Genomic DNA, 20,452 nt, shown 5'->3' with positions numbered 1-20,452 from the left:
GTTAAGTCGATCTTGGATAAAACGAAGTTGCTTGGTGTCTTGTTTGATTCTGGTCGGTGGAGATGTCGCCGGGAGAGGTACAAAATTCACCGTCAACTTTACGTCACAAGCTGAAGAAGATTAACCTGCCACTTTATGAGTAAACCCATAGATACCGCCTGCATTATCGATGACGACGAAACCTATGTTTTCATCACGAAGCGGATGATTCTTGCTAAAAAGCTTTGTGATCAGGTTGTCATCTATTCCAACGGTAAGGTCGCAATCGACGGCTTCCGCAAATTACTTTCGGAAAACGGAGATTTGCCGGAAGTTATCCTGCTCGATATCAATATGCCCGTGATGGATGGTTGGAGCTTTCTGGAGAAGTTCCGGGAATTGGATATCCCCCGAAAGATCACGATCTACATGGTCAGTTCATCCGTCGACGAGGCCGACATGAAACGGGCGAAAGAATATTCGGAAGTCACGAATTACGTGGTCAAGCCGGTGAAGACCGAAGATCTGGTCAAGATATTCAAGCTAGAGTATCAAGAGGCTTAAACGCAGATGCCCTCTTTGAGCTGAATTGGGCATCGATCCAGACGTGGGTATTGACATTTGCCCCACGACAAACTCTGCTTTGCGCATATTTGCGGGATGTAGCGCAGCCTGGTAGCGCGCCTCGTTCGGGACGAGGAGGTCGCAGGTTCAAATCCTGTCATCCCGACCACTGCTGTGCTGTGGTCGCTGGAGGACAGAGACTTTGAAGCTGCGAACAAGCAGGTTTAACGGAATGTTTTCAGGCACGGATGTGCCGCCCGGAAAACATGTAGATGGCGAAGCAATCCTGTCATCCCGACCAGGCTTCGTCCGGAACTTGTTCCGGCGGATGAAGCCTGTCCCGGCGTATCGAAGAGGAGCCGGACCCCACAAGTGCAAGCGCTTCTACGCCCGGGCAAGCCAGACTGGGAGTTGTGTCGCTGGAGAGCGAGTATTTGTTCCGAGCTTGCGGCAAGACCGGTGCCGCAGGCAACCGGACCAGCTGCGAAGAAGCCGCTAATCCGATTATATTTCGATGCAGGTCAGGCCGAGGGCGTCGTTTGCTTTTGTGCATTTGGTCCATCAGTGGAGTGTTTAATGGTCTCATAGACGACTCCGATCAATATAAGCACACCGCCAACCACGGTTCTTGTCGTTACCCTTTCGTCATGGATGAGGAAGCCGAATGTCGCGGCATAGAATGGCAGTAGAGTGGCGAGTATACCCACGGTCTTGGCGCTGAGGTTTTTCAGCCCGGAAGAAAAAAGGGTTTGTGGGACTGCCGTAAAGACAGTCCCCAAAAGCAGGAGTAGGATGACGGACTCGGTGGTGTATGATGAGCCATCGAAGACGAACAGGAACGGCGCAAGTACGGCACCGGTGACCAGGGTTTGCCAGAACATAAGGGTCGAGCTCGAATAGGTCTGAACCATTTTGCGAATCATCAGATTGCGTGACATGAATAACAGACCCGAGACAATCCCCAGTAGAATTCCCTGGGTGGTGGTGTTTGAAAGGTTGATTTCAGGCATCATAATCACCACCCCGGAGAAAACTGCCACGGCCAGCAAGACGTCGGCTTTTTTGAATTTCTCGCGGAACAAAAGCGGTTCGATCATAGCCGTAACCACAGGGTAGGTGTGCAGCGAAAGGATGGCAACGGCAGCGGTGGAGATTTTGAGTGCCTGGAAATACGTCAGCCAGTGCAGACAGAGGAACAAGCCCAGCGCGAGCATGAGTCCAAAGTCCTTTCGGGATTTTACGGCTGCCGATCGGCCTCTCAGCCGGATGAATACAATCAACGCCGCCGCAGCAACGAGCGACCGCATACAGGTAATATCCAGAACGGAAAGCTGGATCCCCTTGGCAAACATGGCCGTCCCTCCCCAAATAAGGACAGCAATTTTTACTTGAATGAGGTTGATGCTTTTTGGGCTCATGCGTCGGCGTCAGGGCGTGTACTTATTGTTAGCAGTTCTCCACAGTTGATAGCAACCACCGGTACCTGCTGTGGTGGCTTTTGTCTCGATGGTCTGCTTCAGGTGAGTCTGGATTGACGCTTGCAGGCTAGCTTATCCGATGGTGGGCAACTCAAAGCGCAGGGTTGTGCCTGTGTCGGGAGCGCTTTCGGCAGTCAGTTGACTGCCGTGCAGGCGGATGAACTCACGGCAGATGACCAGGCCTAATCCGGTGCCTTGTTCTCCTTTGGTTCCGAGTTGTGTGTCTGCGGAGTTTTCGCCGGTAACAAATGCCTGAAGTTGCTGCTTGGACATGCCGACACCGTTATCCACACAAGCGACGTGTATTTTATCGCCTACCTTTTGAGTTATGATCTGTACTGAGCCACCTGGGTGGGTGAATTTGACAGCATTGGCCAATAAGTTGCGGAGCACCGTGATGATCATTTCCTGATCGACGTGCACATAGAATTCGGAAGGGATTTCAAGTGTGACCGTGACGCCCTTGTGTTCGGCAGGGCCGCGTATTTGCCGGTATGCTTTTTCGGCAAGGGGCAGCAACCGGGCGGTTGTTTTCTTGGCCGAGACTTGCCCCTCCTGGCTGTTCGCCCACAGTAGCAGGTTTTCCAAAAGCTGATGAACTTCGTTGGCGCTGTCCCGCAGAGAGGGTAAGTCCTCGGCCGGGATGTCCTCGGACTCCTGTGCATACTCATCCAAAAGATAAGCAAAGGCGCCGATAGGCCCGCGCAAGTCATGCCCGATGATCGCCAGGAATCGATCCTTGGTACGGTTGCTCTCCATCAGTTCGCGCGTGCGTTCATCAATCCGGGCTTCGAGGTTTTCGTTGAGTTCCTTCAGTTCCTTGGTCCGCTCCCGCAGACTGACTTTGAGGTCGAAATATCTCCTGAGCAAAATTGTCAGAAAACCTATCAGGAGAATGAGAGGGCCTAAATATTCCGACCGATGCGCCCAGGGAAGGAAGCCGTGAGCGGTTAGTCCATTATAAAGCAGGACGAGGTAAATGCCCCAGCAACCCCCGGCAAAAATACGTTTATTGAGCGTACTCCCTCGCGCGAGGACACTCATGGACAAAGCGACTGCCAGCAGACTGAACAGGCTCAGACAATCGAAGTAAATGTAGGTTGAGGAAAGGTTGACCAGACCTGAGGCCGATAATGAAAGGGCGCCGACCAGATAGAATAAATGAAGTATCCAGACTATCTGGTGTGTCCGCCAGAGCCCCCGCCCGAAAAGAAAGTGAGCCACCGCGGCAATACTCACTGGTAGAAGGAAGTAGCTACCGGCGGCGAAATATTGCCAGAATACCGGTGCGAAAAGAACCAATTGCTTTAACTGGGATTCCAGAATGGGAATCTGGCCCAGGTTGAAAAATAGTAGCGAAAGCAGGAGGCTGGTCGGTGATCGGAGAATAATACCCAAAAGCAGGCAGCCGACTGCGACAGACAAAAGTGCCAAGCCCACCGTGAAAGGAAAGATATCACGATGAATGATTGCCTGAATGTGTCCGTATTCGGATCCCAGACGCACCTGACCCCATAGCCCGATATCGGGATAGTCCGAATAAACCCGGAAATATAGGTATTTGCCCGGATAATCGTCCGGCAAGTGAATCAAATGCCAGGGCCAGCCTTCAAATCGGCCTGTGCCGTCTTCTTCGAATGTGCCGTAGCGGTAAATGCGCACTCCATCCAGATAAACCTCGGCGATCAGATCGATACTGTAAATGTAGAGTGATTGACCCAATTCGACGGTGTCAGGCAGTTGAACACGAAACCAGGCATTCGTCCGGCCCTCACGCTCCGGGGGGTCTGAGGGGAAATCGATTGGCTTCCAGTCATCCTCACTGGGGTTGACCGTCCACAGTGGCATGACGCCATCAAAAGGCGAGTCGCCCCAGCGATATTCCCAACCCGATTCCAGGGGGATGCTGTGAAGAAAGTTCGGGGGTTCTGATGCGCCGGCAGCAGACGTAAAAGAGAAGAAAAACAGCGCTGCGTAGAAAAATTTTAAGAACTGCCGGATTGCGAGCATAAGCTTTGAAAATTCAATTCAACGACTCAGCTTGTCGATAAGATTTACTCTGTATTTTACGCTCGTAAGCTCATCACTGACCTTGAACTTTTCGGAGTAATAGAGTGTAGGAGAGGTCTCGTTCCGGCAAAATTCAAGAAGACCCTATCGTCCAGAACTGTTAACAGTCCCACTCGGGGACTACAGTCGCTCGGGCACGTTACCTTCGAGCCAGTAGTCGAGCAGACGACTCATATTCTGAAAGGAAGCGGAGTTGCCCGACCGGACGTAATGGCCGCTGGCACAGTTGCCTGCGATAAGGATGCCGAGATTATCGAAGCCTTCCAGGCAGGCAGCAATACAACCGGCTCCAAAATTATCACCCGCACCCGTGGAAATCAGTGGTTTCTTGCAGTAAGGACCGGGCAGATAAGTACATCCGTCGGCCGAGGCGCAGGCGGCACCGTCGTTGGGGTGAATAATAATGCGGTCCACATCGATCTTTTCTCTCAGGAAAACAGCCAGTTCCGCGACCGATTCGGGGTCCTTCTTGCCGTGAAAATCGCCATCGAAGCTATCGGCCATCTGCCAGGCTTCTTTCAGGTTGAAACTGAGCATGCTGTGGCACTGCTCTGTAATGGCTGGCAGTAATTCCAGCAGTTCTTTGCGATCCTCCATGGGGCGCGCCTCGAACTCGGCCAGATCCATGAAGAAGGCCACCTCTTTTGGCGGCACACCGATTTCGCCGAGCTGCCTGGCCAGATTGGTCCAGATCTCGCCTACGTAGGGGAGTTTGCCCCAGTTTACCGCGCCGATGAAACGACTTTCCTTTAGCAGATCGGAAAGTGTATCCGAGCCGACCTTTTCAATCAGGCGGTCCCAGGTAATTTCTGCGCAGCTGCGCATGTCGCAGAGCATGACTTTACCGTCCTCAAATTCGAGGCAGTCGCTGTGGGCCGGATGGGCGAGAGTGTAGAGCTTTTGTATTTTGTTTTCCAGTGCTTCCTGGTAAATTGGCAGGACTTCGTCGGCTCCCATCGCGCCGATATAAGTGATGTCGATCCGGTTGGAAAAAATATCGCTCAGCGCCGAGGCGATCAGCGGCCCGTTGCCGCCGAATTTATCGCCCTTGTGTTCGGACTCATAGGAAGCGGCGATACCGGCAGCTTTTTCAACCTTGGGCCCGAATTCCGCCATAGTCGCCGGCTGCTTCATGGTAATGAAAGTGTCGATAAACCCATCGAAGCCACAGATGCCCTTGTGCACGACCGGCTCGCGCTCGGCGACGGCCTTTTGAAACTCAGCGACCTGATCGGCGCAATCGGTGATATCTTTAAAGACTTGGGTTTCCATGATTCTGAATTTGTATGAGTTTTTCCGTGATTTGAAGAAAGAACCGTGGATGGGCGTAAATGCACGTTAATTTTGCAGAGTTTGCTCATACAGCTTTAAAGAGCTAGTTGAGCTGACTTCGGCAAGACTCAGCAGGGGAGTACACACATTGCTCCCCTGCATAAATGGTTAACCCATAGATTTCGGCTTTATGAGCTGAAATCAGAAGTCACGAGGAGTTCGGTTTCCCCGGCCGCGTTGAACGTGAAGTTTCCGGCAGCGGGAAGCAGGGCATTGTCCCCGCGCTGAAGGATCGATCCGTCACTACCCGTCAGGCTTCCACCAAGTATACTAAGAATTGTCGGCGAAACCCCGGGGAAAGAGAGGGTTTCACCCGTGGTGAGGACTTCCTTGCGTAGCTTGAAAACATCGCATTCTGCCAGCACCTGGGACTGTCCGGTAGGCTTGAGGGTCTCCGGTTCAAAATCCTCAAAGTCAGTACTTTGCAGCGACTCTTCAACATGAAGCTGGCGTGGTTTACCGTCGAGCCCGACACGGCCCCAGTCGTAAACCCTGTAGGTGGTATCCGAGTTTTGTTGAATCTCCAGAATCAGGTTGCCGCCGCCAATGGCATGGAGGCGACCGCTGGGGATAAAGATGGATTCGCCAGTTGTTACCGAGATGCTGTGCAGCAGTGGTTCCAGAGCATTCTTTTTTAGTGCCTGTTCAAATGCCGCTTTGGTGACCCCCCTTTTCAGTCCCGCCATCAACGTGGCCCGTGGCTCGGCATCGGCGATATACCAATTTTCTGTTTTCGGTTCACCTCCCAAGTCGGCTGCGATCGCCTTTGGGGGATGCACTTGAAGACTGAGTTTTTCCTGACAATCCAGCCATTTTACGAGGATAGGGAAGGGGCGATCCGGGGACCAGCCTTTGCCCATGATGCTCTCGGGGTTGTTCTCAATCAGATTGCGAAGCGTTTGCCCTTCTCCGGTGGTCGATTGTGCTTCCGGTCGATCCACGATCTCCCAACTCTCCCCGACAACTTTATCATCGGGGAGCTCACGGCCTAATTTATGTTCCAAATTACGTCCGCCCCAGACACGCTCCTGGTAGATCGGCTTAAATACGACTATTTTCATGCGTCCATTAATAGGGGGGGAGGCAGTGCCGCTAAAGAATTAAGGAAAGACACCGCGCATGGCATAGACTTTTCCAATACGTTTTAAAGCGGCTGCGTAGGAGGCCATCCGCATATTGCAGTCAAGTTCTACGGCTGTTTCCAGAACAAGTTCCGCCGACCGGCGCATGACTTTTTTCAACCGCTTGTCCACGAGGGTTTCATCCCAGGTCTCGGACTGGCGGTTCTGCTTCCATTCGAAATAGCTCACAGTGACGCCGCCAGCATTGCAAAGGATCGCCGGGAGTACCTCAATCCCCTTGTCCAATAGATGGCGCTCGGCGTTGGGCGTGGTCGGTGCGTTGGCCGCTTCGACCAGAACCCGGCACTGGATCTTTTTGGCATGCTCGAGATCGACCATTTGTTCCAAAGCTGCCGGTATGAAAAGGTCGACCGGAGTTGAATAAAATTCATCTTCGGAGATTTTCTGAGCGTCGGGATAGCCAGTGACACCTCCGGTTTCCTGCACGTAGGTGGCCAGCTTTTCGGCATTGATACCGGCCTCGCTAAAAATCGCCCCCGTGTGATCCAGAACGGCTCGTAATTCTGAACCCTTGGCCTGTAAAAGACGTGCGGTCCAGGAACCGACATTACCGTAGCCGATTAAACTAAAGCTTTGTGCCGACAAATCGATCCCGATTCCGGGGAGCAGCGTTTCCAGAACGTAAACCAAACCTTGTCCTGTGGCCTTTTCACGGCCGGCGGAGCCACCAAATTCAAGTGGCTTTCCGGTAACAATGCCGCGCGCCGTAACTTTGGTGGAGGATTCGGCAAAGTTGATGTAAGTGTCTGCCATCCACGCCATAGTCTGGGCGTTGGTGCCGACGTCCGGTGCCGGAATGTCATAATCCGGTCCGATGTTATTGCCCAGTGCCGCCGTGAGCCGCCGAGTGACCCGTTCCAATTCTTTCTGGCTTACTGATCGCGGGTTGATCTTGAGCGCACCCTTGGCTCCGCCATACGGCAGACGAGCGAGTGCGCATTTCATGGTCATGAGCAATGCCAGGGTTTTCACTTCGTCGAGTTTGACCTCTTCATGGTAACGGATGCCACCTTTATAGGGACCAAGCACATTATTATGTTGCACGCGATAACCTTTGAAAAGCTGCCAAGTCCCGTCGTCCATTTGTACGGGACAATGCACCATAACCTCATTTTTCGGTTGCGACAAAATGAGCTTCAGTTGGTGGGGCATCTCCAACAAACTAGCTGCTTCCAAAACGGAGCCTATGGTTTGGAAGTACAGATTGTGATCGTCATAATATTCTTCCAGTTCCTCAAAGATCTCACGGGCGGATTGGCAGGCGGGGGTATCACATTTATCCATGGAATGAACATTAATGCGCGAGGTTTTGGGAGCAAGCTCTCACTCGGATTTATACGGCTGAAGAAGGCGCACGGCAGGAAGCACGGCAAAACGGATAACTGACATCCTGAAAGTGTAGCGACAAAGTGCGTTGTGGGAGCGCACGTGGGCCAGCTTTTAAACGCCTGCGAGCTGAGCGCAGGCGAATGAACGCGGAAAGTTGCCTTACGCCTGATCCCTGGATTGGGAGACGAGCAACTTTTTAAGCTCCTCTTTTTTACTCTCGTCCATCTTGGGGCGCTCTTCGTTGAGCTCATCCTCGTGCTCACGATAGCAGCGGCACATATCCTGAGAATCCATGACTTGCTTGTTAAACTTACCGCAGAAAATGCAGAGTTTAACGTGCAGCTTCAGGAAAAAACGCCGTAAGGGTGGAAGATTGTCGTAATCTTCCTTGGATAGTGCGTTGGATACTTGCTTGCAGGTGAGCATTGGAAGAAAGTTACTTGTTGTCTGAATTTAACCAGTTCTGTTCGAGTAAAATTTTGAGTTGTGCGCGTGCCCGATGGAGGAGCACCCACAGATAGTTCGGTGTGATGTCCATCACCTTACAGACTTCTTCGGTGGTTTGATCTTCGAGAACCCGCAAAACGAAGGCCTGTCGTGCCGGATCCTTAACCTGATCGATGCACTTCTCAAAAACTTTCCAAAATTCGCCATTATCGTAGAATTTTCTCGGGTTAAACTCCCAGGGATCCGGATTGGTGGTGGCGATACCGCTGTATTTGAACCAGAAACTCTCCAGAAGGGCCTCGTCCTCTTTGTCGATGTCGACCTTGTTCTCTTTGACGGACTTGCGGATTTGGTCGACGATCTTGTTACGCATGATTCCCCGCAGCCAGAATTTGATGTCACGGCTTCCGTCGAAGCGGTCAAGTGCCTTGATTCCGGCTAAAAACGTATCCTGGACGCAATCGGAGGCGGCTTCCGGGTTCCTCAGGCGTGACATGGCAAACCCGTAAAGATAGTCGCCGTATTGCTCCACCCATTGATCAGGCGGGGTAATGGGGACTTTGGGTTCTTGCTTGGGCTTAGTCATGCGTGGTTTTGCAAATAATACTCAGGTACCTTCTCGCTAGTCCTTAAAAGTTCAAGCGCTACTTTTTCTGCCGCTCTCATTTTGTAGCGATCGTCTTCGTTGCGGTCGTCGTAGCCGGCCAGGTGAAGCCAGCCGTGGATGAGGTAGAGTGAGAGCTCCCGGCTGAATGGCTCGCCGAGTTCCGCGGCCCGCACTTGGGCATGATCCACGGAGACAATGATCTCTCCGGCCGATTCCATGGTGGTATCTGCCGGGAAGGTAATGACGTCCGTCGGCGTCGGATCGTCCATGAAGTCGCCGTGAACCGCTGCAATCGTTGCATCGTCCACAAAAGCTATGGACAGTTCACCTGCGCCGATCGGGAACTTTCCCGACTCCATGATGGCTTCGAAAAGTGCGATGGTTGCCGCTTCCGGTGATTCCAGCCGATTATACTGGTTGTTGATCTCCAGACTGACTGGGTTCATTGGGCTCAGTTTTTTCTTCCTTATTTGTGGTTTTTTCAGGCTCCTCTTTGGGATATTCGATCCGGGCATGGAGCATATTCAAGAGAGTGTAGATGAAGCTTTTCCGTATTTTATCGAGCTCTTGAAAGGTGAGCGGACACTCGTCGAGCTGGCCGTCCTCGATCCGGCTTTGAAACATTTTATCAATAAGCTCCTCGACGTTCGGCTGAGTGACCTTCTTCAGGCTTCTACTTGCCGCTTCGATGCCGTCCGCAAAGAAAATGATGGCACTTTCCTTGAAGGCAGGCCGGGGTCCGTCGTAGCGATAAGTACTCTCGTCGACCCGGATGTCTTCGGGCTTTTTCGGCAGCGGCGACTTCGTGTCCCCCTTCTTTTCCCGCTGTTGGGCTTGATAGTAAAAATACTGAATCAGGCTGGTCCCATGGTGCTGGCGAATGACGTCAACAATCACACGCGGCAATTTGAATTTACGGGCCATTTCCACCCCTTCTTTGACGTGTGCCTTGATCACGAGTGCGCTCATCGAGGGGTTTTTTTCGTCGTGGGGGTTCACCCCGTCCCTTTGGTTCTCTACGAAATATTCCGGCTTCACCAGCTTGCCGATATCATGAAAAAAGGAGCAAACACGACAGAGAAGGGGGCTGGCACCGATCTCTGCCGCGGCGTTTTCCGATAGATTGGCCACCATCAAACTGTGGTGGTACGTGCCCGGAGCTTCCATCTGCATGCGTCGGAGGAGCGGGTGGTTGAAGTCTGTCAGCTCCAGGAGGGTAATTTCCGTGGTGATCTTGAAGACTTGCTCGAAAATCGGGAGGACACCGACCGCCAATACGCCGGTGATCCCGCCCACAATCAGGGCGATTAAGGTTTGCTGCCCGACGAGTCCGGCGGAAAAGCCGTTTAAAAGAGCAATGGCGGCTCCCGCGATGGCGGCGCTGGCACCGGCCAGAAGGCCGGCCCGCACGAGCTGGGAACGTTTACGAATGTTAGAGGCCGCAAAAGTACCGACAACGCCGGAAAGAAATGCGATGAGAAGGAAGTCGATCGAGTTGCCGTGGATAATCCCGAAGATGACGGAAATGATCAGAGTGGAGAGCACTGCCGGAGCCGAGCCGACCAGAACGGCGACCAGAATCGGCGCCAACGCATAAGGTGCGATGAAGGGCAGCATACTTTTGGTGGTCCCGCTGTTAATCAGTTCGCTGTCACCGATCATGATAATCAGGCGGATCAAGAGTAGGTTTAAGAGGATGCTGACCGCCGTAATCGCGATCGCGCGGTTGCGTTTGCGCAGGTCCTGCATGCCCTGGCGCAGGTAAATGTAGATCGCGACAAGCATCAGCACTGTTAAAATCAGCCGGCCCAGAAAGAGCTCGTTGAAAATCAAGGAGCGGCTGCCCAATTTTAGCTCCGCCGTGCGGTAGGCGTTAAGCCGCTCGAGGTCCGCATCAGTCACAGGCTTGCCTGGCTCGACCAGAGTGTCTCCCTCGCTAAAGCTGATGGTCTGCGGTTTCAACTCTGCAATCGCGCGGTCGATGGCTCGCTGCGTTCCGGACTCGCTGTAAAATAGATTCGGCTGCAGGCCGGCACTGAATATCTCAAAAAGCAGTCGAGCGGTTTCGCTGTCGCCCGAGAGTGCGTTGAGCCGCACCCGAAGGCTGATGCGGGCTTCATCGATCGAGCGTGCATTGGGCAAATTGGCCCGGCCGGCTTCGTCAACAAGCTGAATGACCGTGACCTGGGGCTTGCTTGCCTCTGCCCGTGCCGCGGAGTAAATGCCGTCCTCGTAGATCGATTTCAGTACGCTCAGGGCATCGTTCATCAGGGCGGAGCGTTCCTTGGGCCGGGTTTTCGCTGTCAGGCGGGTAATTGTTTCGGCTTCGATATCGAGTTTGCTGCGCTCAATCACCTCAGCCGCGGTTTTGCCCAGTTCTTCGGAGAAAACTTCTTCGCCTTTCGACTCGAAGTTGATCTGGGTTCTGGCGATGCTGCTGTTCAGGTCGCCGATGAAGTTGCGGAACTTATCATAAGGCTCAAAGCTGCGTTGGAAGACGGGTGGCACTTGGGCGCGAATGGAGGCCGCTTTGGCCTCCGCTTCAACTTTGCTTTCGTAGCTGAACGGAAACTCCGCAACGATTCGTGATGGCGCCGCTTGATTGAGGATAATGCGCGGACCCTTCGGCTCTTCACCGAGGAAGGCGATGATGACGACGAGAAGGGAGAAAAGGATGAACAGTCCACTTTCAATCCAGGAGCTGGTTTCAAAGAAATGACTCGCCGCAGAGGTGTCAGTGTCCCTCGACTTGTCCTTTCGGCCGGCGTTGCCGGAATCCTTCCGCTTGCGGAGGCGCAGGTTTTTAAAATGTGCGGCCATGGTTGAATTTATTCAGGAGTGTGTTGGGCGTACGCGTTAATAATCTCCTGCACCAGCGGGTGCCGGACGACGTCTTGGCCTTCAAAGTGGAAAAGTTGAATTTGCGGCACCTTGTTGAGCACGCGGGTCGCCTCGCGGAGCCCGGATTGCTTCGAGCGCGGCAAGTCGATTTGGGTGATGTCCCCGGTCACTACCATACGACTTCCGTCCCCCAGACGAGTGAGAAACATCATCATCTGCTCATGTGTCGTATTCTGTGCCTCATCGAGGACGACGAAAGCATTGGATAGGGTGCGCCCCCGCATATAGGCCAGTGGTGCGATCTCGACGACGCCGCGTTCCAGTAGTTGGGCGGTTTGTTCCTTGCCGACCATGTCGTGCATGGCGTCGTAGAGTGGCGTCAGGTAGGGCAGGATCTTTTCCTGTAGTTCACCGGGCAGAAATCCGAGAGCCTCACCCGCTTCAACCGCCGGCCTGGTTAAGATGATTTTTTCCACGGCCCCGTTCAGAAGTTCATGTAGCGCCATGGCCATGGCGAGGTAGGTTTTACCTGTGCCGGCCGGGCCGATGCCGAATACGACCGGGTATTTGGCGATCGCCTGGAGATAGCGCTTCTGGTTGAGGGTTTTCGGGACCACACTTTGTCGCTTGAGACGGATGACGAAAGGATCCGCGTAAATGTTACGCAGTTCGTCGCTGCGATTCTCAACCACGCTGCGCAGGGTGAAGTGAAAATCGGAGTTGCGAATGCGGATACCTTGCTTACGCGCACCCTCGAGCAGTTCGAAGAGCGCCTTCGTTTGCCCGACTGCTTCGGGCTCGCCCTCGATCTCGACCCAGTCCTCGCGGCTGGCCAGGTTCACATGGAGCACGCGCTCCACTTCTTCGAGGTTTCTCGGGTCGTTGTTGTAGAGCTGGCTCAGCTGGCGTGCGTTGGCAAATTGAAGAGTCTCTTGCGGCATAGTTCCGTCCTTGAGTTGTTTGCGGTGCGTGCAGGGTGGGCTTATGCCTCGACGCAGTCGTTTAACCGCTCCCACATGGCATCCATTGAATCGGGTAGCACACGGGTGTTGCCGATGACCGGCATGAAGTTGGTGTCGCCGTGCCAGCGGGGGACCACATGGCAGTGCAGGTGGCAGGGTATGCCAGCCCCGGCAGCTTTGCCAAAGTTGAAGCCGGTATTGAAGCCGTCCGGTTGAAGCGCCCGACTCAGGATTTGCTGAGCTTTAACGATAAGGTCCATCAATTCGTGCCGTTCCTCCGTAGACAGTTCATCAAGCTGTCCGACTTCACGATACGGGAGCACCAGAAGATGGCCCGCATTGTATGGGTAGCGGTTCATGACAATGAAGTTTTTCCGGCCCCGGTAGAGGATATATTCTTTTTTGTCGTCCCCGGTTTCGGTGATTTTGGTAAATGGGTTACCGCAATCTTCAGGATCCCTGGGGGCAAGTATGTAGGGCATCCGCCAATAGGCATGCAGCCGCTCCATCGAGGGTGTAAGCGGATGATTTGTCGTGCTGGATGTGGTCTCACTCATTATTAGTAACCGCCAAGCTTGGTCTTTTTGACGCTCTGCGTCGATGGTTAATTAGCTGATGCTCCGTGCCTTTTCGGAGTTGCATTTGCATCTGCCGATCGCAACTGTCCGACCTAACTACCAAATGCCGGTAGATTTTTTTTCTTTTTACCTGCCGTGAGCGACAGTTCCGAGAATTTCAGCTTTAAGTCTTTGCCCCGCAGCCACATTGCAGCGGCCTTCATCCTGCTCGGGTTTGCGGCGTTGATGGTGTGGGATCAGCTCTTCTGGTGGGCGAATAACGAAGACTACAGTTTCGGATTTTTAGTACCTTTTTTCGTGGGTTATGTCCTTTATTCCCGCTGGCCTGTGGTGCGAAGTTATCTGTTTCGCGGGGCAGCTCCCGAGGAAGAGCCTGCACCGGCCTCTTCCCCCCAATCCGTTACCCGAACTTTGGAATGGGTCGCAGTGGTGGGCTTTCTCGGCAGCCTGATGCTCTTCGGTATCGGGATGCTGATCCGTATGGCAACCGGGCCTCAAAACCCGGCATCGCTTGCAGTCGCGATGAGTTTTGCCGGTCTGCTGCTCAGCTCGGTTTTTATCTTCAGTAAAGAGACGGTCGACGGGAAACGCATGAGCTTGGGGGCCCGCTTTTCACTCACGCTGCTCTTTGTTTTTCCCGCGCTGATCTGGCTCCTGTCCGCCCCCATGGTGGCGGTTTTGGATAACAAGATTCGGGTTTTCCTGATGAACAAGGTGACGGTTGTGGTGTTCGGCGTCTTTGACTTCATGGGCTACGAACTCGAACGAAGGGGGAATGTTTTGATTCTGCCCGAGGGCAGTGTGGGGGTCGAGGAGGCCTGCTCTGGTATCCGCTCGCTGACTGGTTGCCTGTTTGCCGGTTCCTTCTTCGGGGCAGTCTTTCTAAAGCAGTTCTGGAAGAAAGCGCTCATGGTCGCGCTGGCCATGGGGCTGGCGGTTTTGATGAATTTGATCCGCAGTATGTTCCTGACGATTTGGTCGTATCACTATGGTCCGAATGCGATCGATGCGGAATGGAGTCTGCCGGTCATCGGTGATATCGGTACCGTGCACGACGTCACCGGCCTGCTCATCATGGTGGCGACGTGCTTCGGGTTGATGTGTTTTTTGCCCATCTTCAATTACAAGCTGCCGGAATTTGACGACGATTTTGAAGAGGGCGTTCAGCCCCACGCCGGGGGAGCTCCAAAGGATGATTAAGGGCCGCTTGAAGGTCTTAATGGTCGCTCCTGAACTGGCGCCCCTGATCAAAGTAGGGGGACTTGCCGATGTGGTGGGGGCGCTCTCCAAGGCGCTCGCGGCCAAGGGGCATGATGTGCGCATTGTCATTCCCAAGTACGCTGGCTTGCGCCATGACGAAACGGAGCAGCCATTGGACCAGCCTTTGGTCGTCCACCTCGGGGATCACGAAGCTTACGCGCGGGTATGGGAGATGCCGCTCCCTGAATCCCGCGCCACTTGCTATCTTCTGGAGCACGACGAGTTTTTTAACCGTGCCTCGGTTTACACCGGCCCCTCCGGAAACGAGAAGGATAATGGTCGCCGCTTTACTTTTCTCAGTCGTGCTGCGATCGACCTCTGCTATCACCTGGACTGGATGCCTGATGTCGTGCATTGTCACGATTGGGCCACCGGGCTGGTGCCGGTGTATCTCAATACCAACGAGAGGGATGCGCCAATGGGGTGTGCCGCCAGCTTGATGACGGTTCACAATATGCAGCATCAGGGGTGGTTCCCTCCCGATTTGATGGCTTATGCCGGTTTGCCGGCTTCTGTATACCGGCCGGACGGTCTGGAGTCCGGGGGAGAACTGAATATGCTCAAGGGCGGGATTTATCACTCAACTAAAATCACGACGGTCAGTCCCACCTATGCCAAAGAGATTCAAGCCCCTGATGGGGGTTGCGGGTTACATGACTTGCTGCGCTATCGAGCGGGTGATCTGATTGGCGTGATCAATGGAGTCGACTATTCCGAATGGGATCCCGGCACCGATAAGCTCCTGCCGCATAATTATTCCTTGAAGGACATGTCCGGCAAGGCGGCTTGCAAACAGGCCCTGCAGGAAGCCTTCAGTCTGAAGGTTGATCCCCATGTGCCGGTCTTCACGGTCGTTTCGCGTTTGGTTGACCAAAAGGGTCTGGATCTGCTTGCGGCGATTGGGGATCGGCTCATGCAAACAATGCAGATTCAGATTGCTATTCTGGGTACGGGGGATCCTGCGCTCGAACATCTTTTTCGTGATTTGGCCGCGCGCCATCCGGGGCGCTTTGCGGCCTACACCGGCTTTAACAACCAGCTCGCGCACCTGGTGCCTGCCGGGGCCGACTTTTTGCTTATGCCCAGCCGTTTTGAGCCCTGTGGTCTCAGTCAGCTGTATTCCATGATCTATGGCGCACCTCCCGTCGTGCGTGCGACTGGTGGTCTTATCGACACGGTCGAGCAATATATTGAAGGTGAAGGTAAAGGCACCGGATTTCTCTTTCACGATGCCACGCCGGATGCCCTCTACGATACCATAGGCTGGGCCTGTTCAACCTATTATGACCGACCGGATGACTTCAGGCAACTGCAGCTGAACGGCATGTCCCGCAATTACGGATGGGACGAGTCGGCTGCCAAGTATGAACAGATTTACCGGTGGGCCATCGAAGCCCGGCTGGGTGGCTGATAATCGTACCCAATAAGAAAGAATGGGTATGCTGCCTCCCGGCGACCCCTCCCGCGGAGTTGTATTAGAGACTTGCCCGGCTAGGCACCTGCTTCTTCTCGGGCGGCCTTGGGTAGTCGCACGACATTGCGGACGGCGTTTTTCGTGACGATGTTGCCGCCGCTGCCACGGCCACGCACGACAAGATCCTTGAAGTGGACTTCCTCTTCGGTCTTCCGAAGCCGAGGAGCGGGCTTCAGGTTGACCTTTACAGCATCCACTTCGCCGCCTTCGGTTTCGTAGCAGGAGACGTAGAATACGCGGGAGCCTGGCTTGCCCTTGGTCAGGTCGTATTCCTTGTCCCGGGTGACACCGCCCACGGTAAAATGCTTGGCGAGTGTGGGGCCGGTCTTGCCGTCCCGGTAGACCATGCAGTAGGTCAGGGCATTGGGCTCGCTCCGGTTGAAAATATCGATGTGGAGGATGTTTTTCCCGAAAAAGGCCTTTTCGCTGACCTTACTGACCTTGAGCGTGCCGTCCTGTGAGATCGCGATGACGTCATCAAGGCTGGAGCATTTGCAGATGGCTTCATCTTTTTTCATGCCAGTGCCGGCAAACCCTTCCTTGCGGTCCACGTAAAGTGTCTCGTTGGCGATGACGACTTCCTGGGCAACAACCTTCTTAAAGGAAGCCAGCTCGGTTTTACGCTCGCGGCCCTTGCCATACTTTTTCTTCAGCTCGGTAAACCACTTGATGGCGTACTTCGTCAGGTATTTGAGGTTTTTCTTGGTCTCCGCGATTTCATCCTCAAGTGCTTTGATGAGTTCTTCAGCCTTGGAGGAGTCATACTTCGAAATACGCTTAATTTTGATTTCGAGGAGCCGGAGGATATCGTCTCTGGTGATTTCGCGATTGAAAAGTTTCTTGTAGGGCTTGAGGCCGGTATCGACGGTTTGGATCACGCCCTCCCAGGTTTCTTCTTCTTCGATTCGGCGGTAAATGCGTTTTTCGATGAAGATTTTTTCAAGTGAACTGAAGTGCCATTTCTCCTCGAGCTCGCCCAACTGGATCTCGAGTTCACGCTTGAGCAGGTCCCGGGTTTTTTCGGTGGCGAGATAGAGGAGGTCCTGAGCGGAAAAGAAGTGGGGCTTCTCGTTTTCGATCACACAGATATTGGTCGAGATCGAGACCTCACAGTCGGTGAAGGCGTAGAGAGCCTGCTCGGCGGTTTCGGCATCGGAGCCGGAGGGCAGGTAGACGAGGATTTCCACATGCTCGGCGGTATTGTCTTCAACACGCGAGATCTTGATCTTGCCCTTGTCGTTGGCTGCGAGGATCGAGTCGATCAGTGAAGTGGTCGTTTTGCCGAAGGGAAGTTCGGTGATGGCGAGAAGGTTCTTCTTGCGCGCTTCAATCCGCGCGCGGACTTTGACGCGGCCGCCCCGCTTACCGTTGTTGTATTCCGAGACATCGGCGATCCCGCCGGTGGGGAAATCGGGCACGATTTCCGGCTTCTTCTTGCGCAGGAAGGCGATACAACCATCGAGAAGTTCGATAAAGTTGTGGGGGAGGATCTTACAGGAAAGGCCGACGGCAATCCCCTCTGCGCCCTGTGCGAGCAGGAGCGGGAATTTGACGGGCTGGGTCTCGGGTTCCTTGTTGCGGCCGTCGTAGGAAGCCAGCCAGTTGGTGGTCTTGGGGTTGAAGACGACGTCGAGGGCGAATTTGGAGAGTCGGGCTTCGATGTAGCGGGGGGCCGCGGCAGAGTCCCCGGTAAAAGAATTACCCCAGTTGCCCTGCATGTCGATTAGCAGGTCTTTCTGCCCCAGTTGTACCATGGCATCACCGATGGAGGCGTCACCGTGCGGGTGATATTTCATCGTGTTACCGATGACGTTGGCCACCTTGTTGTAGCGCCCGTCTTCCAGTTCACGCATGGAGTGGAGGATCCGTCGCTGCACCGGCTTCAGGCCGTCGTTGGCGTGGGGGACGGCCCGCTCCAGAATGACATAGCTGGCGTAATCAAGGAACCACTCGCTGAACATGTCATCGATGTGGCCGGAGTCAGTGCTCAGATCAAAGGGATCGCTGTCCTGATGGGGTGCGTCCTCGCTTCCAGTGCTGGGCTGGTCGAATTCGAGTTCGAGGTTATCTTTCTTTTTGGACGTCTTTTTGCGTGGCATTATCGAGAGTCAAATCTGGGTAGGCTGAAAAGGGTTCAGAAAGTGAGATTCATGCAGGCTGTTCAAGTTGTTTTCTGCCGAATGCAGAATTTTCAGCGAACTGGCGAAAGGGACAGGTCTTACGGGGCAGTTTTCAGGCGCTTTGTGTGCGAGCTTATCCCGATTCAAAAAATTTCGAACCGTTCAACTTGAGGGTCCAGCCGGGCCCTGCCGCATTTTCCTTTTAACCGGATCAAAGAATCTTCGAAATGGTATTTCGATTCATTGCGGTGGTGTTTCCCAGCAGGACGCGCGGACCGGTTTGTCAGGATTACGATTTCTGATTCGAAAGATTTTGATCCCTAATAGATGTGAAATTCCTCTGTTTGTGCAAAATTCCAGTTGTTTAAGCTTACCTTTTTTAGCCTGACACCTTAGCTTTGAGGCATGGTTGATTACGATACCCCGAAAACCCAACACAAGGCCCTGCTGAAGTGGATTCAAAAAATGGTCGAGCTCTGTGAACCGGATGCCGTTCACTGGTGCGACGGATCGCAGAAGGAAGCGGATGGGTTGTTTGACATGATGGTCGACAAGGGAATGTGCGTTAAGCTCAACGAGAAGCTTCGCCCCAACAGTTATCTTTTCCGCTCAGACCCGAGCGATGTGGCCCGGGTCGAATCAAAAACTTTTATCTGCTCTCAAAATAGACACGGCGCCGGGCCCACCAATAATTGGGAAGACCCACGGACCATGCGCCGCAAGATGAAGGGGCTCTTCAAGGGCTGCATGCACGGGCGCACCATGTATGTGATTCCCTTCAGTATGGGGCCGGTCGGCGGCCCCATCTCCAAGATCGGTGTGGAACTGACGGATTCCCCCTATGTGGTGGTGAATATGCGTATCATGGCGCGTATCGGAGATCCGGTACTTGAGGTGTTGGGGGATGACGGCTTCTTTGTCCCTTGCCTGCACTCTGTCGGTTACCCGCTGGACGAAGGCGTTGAAGATGTGCCCTGGCCCTGCGATCCGGAAAATACCCACATCGTCCATTTCCCGGAAGAGCGCACCATTGTTTCCTACGGTTCCGGCTACGGAGGCAACGCACTGCTCGGGAAAAAATGCCTGGCACTACGCATCGCTTCCACCATGGCGCGCGACGAGGGTTGGATGGCCGAGCATATGCTTATTCTCGGCCTGGAAGAGCCCGACGGCACCAAGACATACGTCGCGGCGGCCTTTCCCAGCGCCTGTGGGAAGACCAACTTTGCCATGCTCACACCACCAGAAGGGATGGACGGGTATAAAGTAACCTGCGTTGGCGATGACATCGCCTGGATCAAACCAGGTCCCGACGGTCGGCTTTACGCGATCAATCCCGAGGCTGGCTTTTTCGGCGTGGCCCCGGGCACCTCAGTTAAGACCAATCCAAGTGCCATGTCATCCTGCGAGCGTGACTCGATCTTTACCAATGTGGCGTTGACGGATGACGGTGATGTCTGGTGGGAGGGAATGACGGATGAAGCGCCGGCCCATTTGATCGACTGGAAGGGAAACGACTGGACTCCGGGCAGCGAAACGCCTTCTGCGCATCCCAATAGCCGTTTCACGGCACCGGCGGCCAACTGCCCGGTGATTGATCCGGATTGGGAGAAACCTGAGGGTGTGCGGATTCATGCCATCGTATTCGGGGGTCGCCGGATGAGTGACGTGCCTTTGGTCACTCAGGCTTTTAACTGGGGACATGGTGTTTATCTGGGTGCGACGATCGGCTCGGAAATGACGGCTGCGGCCGAGGGCACGGTGGGCAAGATTCGCCGTGATCCGATGGCCATGCTTCCTTTCTGTGGTTATCACATGGGTGACTATTTCCGGCATTGGATTCGTATGCAGCGCGACTTGAATGAGACGCCCCGGATTTTTAACGTGAACTGGTTCCGCAAGGGTGAGGAGGGTAATTTCCTCTGGCCGGGATTCAGCCAAAATATGCGGCCACTTCGTTGGATTGTGGAGCGGGCGACAGGTCGAGCCGGGGCGAAGGAGACTCCGATCGGCTGGATGCCACGTTACGAAGACCTGGACTGGCGCGGTATCGATTTTAGCGAGGAGGACTACGACAAGCTAATGGACTTTGATCGCGAACGCATACGTATGCAGACACTCCCGCACGAGGAACTCTTCCTCAAGCTTCACACACATCTGCCGAAGGAAATGATCTTTGAGCGCGAACTGCTTATCTCGCGGTTGTAAGGGGAGCTTGGTCCTTGCTCTTTGCTTTGGCCGGAGGTGGTCAACTGTTTGAAGCCTCGTA

16 protein-coding genes and 1 tRNA gene are annotated in these 20,452 nt (G+C 54.0%); 5 read left to right on the top strand and 12 right to left on the bottom strand.

Translation table 11 applies throughout. The annotated features are described in order from the left end of the window. Positions 1 to 135: 135 nt before the first annotated feature. Positions 136 to 543 carry a response regulator gene (locus DDZ13_RS09890; RefSeq protein WP_110131294.1) on the top strand — a complete coding sequence of 136 codons (408 nt, stop codon included), beginning with the start codon at positions 136 to 138 and terminating at the stop codon, positions 541 to 543. A 92-nt stretch (positions 544 to 635) separates the two neighbouring features. Then, a tRNA-Pro gene (locus DDZ13_RS09885) sits at positions 636 to 712 on the top strand. A 352-nt stretch (positions 713 to 1,064) separates the two neighbouring features. Here the strand turns inward: DDZ13_RS09885 and DDZ13_RS09880 are convergent. From DDZ13_RS09880 to DDZ13_RS09830, 11 genes are all read right to left on the bottom strand, one after another. Beyond that, positions 1,065 to 1,961 (bottom strand): DMT family transporter, encoded by an 897-nt coding sequence (locus DDZ13_RS09880; RefSeq protein ID WP_110131293.1) that lies wholly within the window; start codon positions 1,959 to 1,961, stop codon positions 1,065 to 1,067. Positions 1,962 to 2,093: 132 nt separating this feature from the next. Beyond that, entirely contained in the window at positions 2,094 to 4,031 is a 1,938-nt protein-coding gene (locus DDZ13_RS09875) for a sensor histidine kinase (RefSeq protein ID WP_110131292.1), read from the bottom strand. A gap of 180 nt (positions 4,032 to 4,211) precedes the next feature. Then, a complete protein-coding gene (locus DDZ13_RS09870) occupies positions 4,212 to 5,363 on the bottom strand; it encodes a PfkB family carbohydrate kinase (protein WP_110131291.1) in 1,152 nt (383 codons plus the stop codon). 188 nt (positions 5,364 to 5,551) lie between these two features. Further along, positions 5,552 to 6,484 carry a type I phosphomannose isomerase catalytic subunit gene (locus DDZ13_RS09865; protein ID WP_110131290.1) on the bottom strand — a complete coding sequence of 311 codons (933 nt, stop codon included), beginning with the start codon at positions 6,482 to 6,484 and terminating at the stop codon, positions 5,552 to 5,554. A gap of 39 nt (positions 6,485 to 6,523) precedes the next feature. Continuing rightward, on the bottom strand, positions 6,524 to 7,849 hold the full coding sequence (locus DDZ13_RS09860; protein WP_110131289.1) for a Glu/Leu/Phe/Val family dehydrogenase: 1,326 nt from the start codon (positions 7,847 to 7,849) through the stop codon (positions 6,524 to 6,526). A 204-nt stretch (positions 7,850 to 8,053) separates the two neighbouring features. After that, positions 8,054 to 8,188 carry a hypothetical protein gene (locus DDZ13_RS15845; protein WP_269845178.1) on the bottom strand — a complete coding sequence of 45 codons (135 nt, stop codon included), beginning with the start codon at positions 8,186 to 8,188 and terminating at the stop codon, positions 8,054 to 8,056. A 142-nt stretch (positions 8,189 to 8,330) separates the two neighbouring features. After that, positions 8,331 to 8,927, bottom strand: coding sequence for a sigma-70 family RNA polymerase sigma factor (locus DDZ13_RS09850; RefSeq protein WP_110131287.1), 597 nt, complete (start codon positions 8,925 to 8,927; stop codon positions 8,331 to 8,333). Continuing rightward, on the bottom strand, positions 8,924 to 9,394 hold the full coding sequence (gene ybeY / locus DDZ13_RS09845; protein ID WP_158279874.1) for an rRNA maturation RNase YbeY: 471 nt from the start codon (positions 9,392 to 9,394) through the stop codon (positions 8,924 to 8,926). The genes DDZ13_RS09850 and ybeY overlap by 4 nt, the downstream gene beginning before the upstream one ends. Beyond that, positions 9,357 to 11,768, bottom strand: a complete 2,412-nt coding sequence (locus DDZ13_RS09840; protein ID WP_110131285.1) for an HD family phosphohydrolase — start codon at positions 11,766 to 11,768, stop codon at positions 9,357 to 9,359. Before DDZ13_RS09840 ends, ybeY begins: the two co-directional genes overlap by 38 nt. An 8-nt stretch (positions 11,769 to 11,776) precedes the next feature. Beyond that, entirely contained in the window at positions 11,777 to 12,730 is a 954-nt protein-coding gene (locus tag DDZ13_RS09835; protein ID WP_110131284.1) for a PhoH family protein, read from the bottom strand. Between the two features lie 41 nt (positions 12,731 to 12,771). Further along, on the bottom strand, positions 12,772 to 13,308 hold the full coding sequence (locus DDZ13_RS09830) for an HIT family protein (protein WP_233246135.1): 537 nt from the start codon (positions 13,306 to 13,308) through the stop codon (positions 12,772 to 12,774). A gap of 156 nt (positions 13,309 to 13,464) precedes the next feature. On the opposite strand from DDZ13_RS09830, the gene DDZ13_RS09825 reads away from it, so the two are divergent. Then, positions 13,465 to 14,529, top strand: a complete 1,065-nt coding sequence (locus DDZ13_RS09825; protein WP_110131283.1) for an exosortase/archaeosortase family protein — start codon at positions 13,465 to 13,467, stop codon at positions 14,527 to 14,529. A gap of 19 nt (positions 14,530 to 14,548) precedes the next feature. After that, entirely contained in the window at positions 14,549 to 16,000 is a 1,452-nt protein-coding gene (gene glgA / locus DDZ13_RS09820) for a glycogen synthase GlgA (RefSeq protein WP_233246134.1), read from the top strand. Between the two features lie 80 nt (positions 16,001 to 16,080). On the opposite strand, the gene DDZ13_RS09815 is transcribed toward glgA, so the two are convergent. Continuing rightward, positions 16,081 to 18,162 (bottom strand): DNA gyrase/topoisomerase IV subunit A, encoded by a 2,082-nt coding sequence (locus DDZ13_RS09815; RefSeq protein WP_110131282.1) that lies wholly within the window; start codon positions 18,160 to 18,162, stop codon positions 16,081 to 16,083. 426 nt (positions 18,163 to 18,588) lie between these two features. On the opposite strand from DDZ13_RS09815, the gene DDZ13_RS09810 reads away from it, so the two are divergent. Then, on the top strand, positions 18,589 to 20,391 hold the full coding sequence (locus DDZ13_RS09810; RefSeq protein WP_110131281.1) for a phosphoenolpyruvate carboxykinase (GTP): 1,803 nt from the start codon (positions 18,589 to 18,591) through the stop codon (positions 20,389 to 20,391). The last annotated feature ends 61 nt before the right edge of the window (positions 20,392 to 20,452 follow it).

The sequence above is a fragment of the Coraliomargarita sinensis genome, assembly GCF_003185655.1.
Taxonomy (GTDB): domain Bacteria; phylum Verrucomicrobiota; class Verrucomicrobiia; order Opitutales; family Coraliomargaritaceae; genus Coraliomargarita_B; species Coraliomargarita_B sinensis.
Note: the sequence above shows the minus strand (reverse complement) of the source record. Positions and strands in the feature narration are given on the sequence as shown.